Annotated in this window: 2 tRNA genes and 1 rRNA gene; all 3 read right to left on the bottom strand. The window is 44.8% G+C overall.

Annotated elements, in window-relative coordinates:
* Positions 1-151 precede the first annotated feature (151 nt).
* Positions 152-227 (bottom strand) — tRNA-Ala (locus IQP38_RS21345).
* 42 nt (positions 228-269) lie between these two features.
* Positions 270-346 (bottom strand) — tRNA-Ile (locus IQP38_RS21350).
* A 67-nt stretch (positions 347-413) separates the two neighbouring features.
* Positions 414-500, bottom strand: a 16S ribosomal RNA gene (locus IQP38_RS21355); the annotation flags it as partial.

Here is a 500-nt window from a genome sequence, read left to right on the forward strand (position 1 = left end):
AATGTGTTTTTTGGTGTTTGTCATAAAGACAAACATTGAGAACTTTACAAACAATCTTAAAGATTGTTTTGTCAGCTTTCCAAATTGTTAAAGAGCTAGATTTTCTTATGAAAACCATTTTTAAAGATTCTTTTTCAAGAACACTTAAAGATGGTGGAGCTATGCGGGATCGAACCGCAGACCTCCTGCGTGCAAGGCAGGCGCTCTCCCAGCTGAGCTATAGCCCCATCAAGGTGTCGATACTGTCGCCAATTCCTTGGGAAAGAAATTGGTGGGTCTGAGTGGACTCGAACCACCGACCTCTCGCTTATCAGGCGAACGCTCTAACCACCTGAGCTACAGACCCAGTATCATCTCTTTACTTTATAAACCGTATCAATCTGTGTGGACACTCATCGTGAGTAATCATCGTATAAGGAGGTGATCCAGCGCCAGGTTCCCCTAGCGCTACCTTGTTACGACTTCACCCCAGTCATGAACCACAAAGTGGTAAGCGTCCC

This window comes from Vibrio sp. OPT41, from assembly GCF_015163595.1.
In the GTDB taxonomy this organism is placed as follows: Bacteria; Pseudomonadota; Gammaproteobacteria; order Enterobacterales; family Vibrionaceae; genus Vibrio; species Vibrio alginolyticus.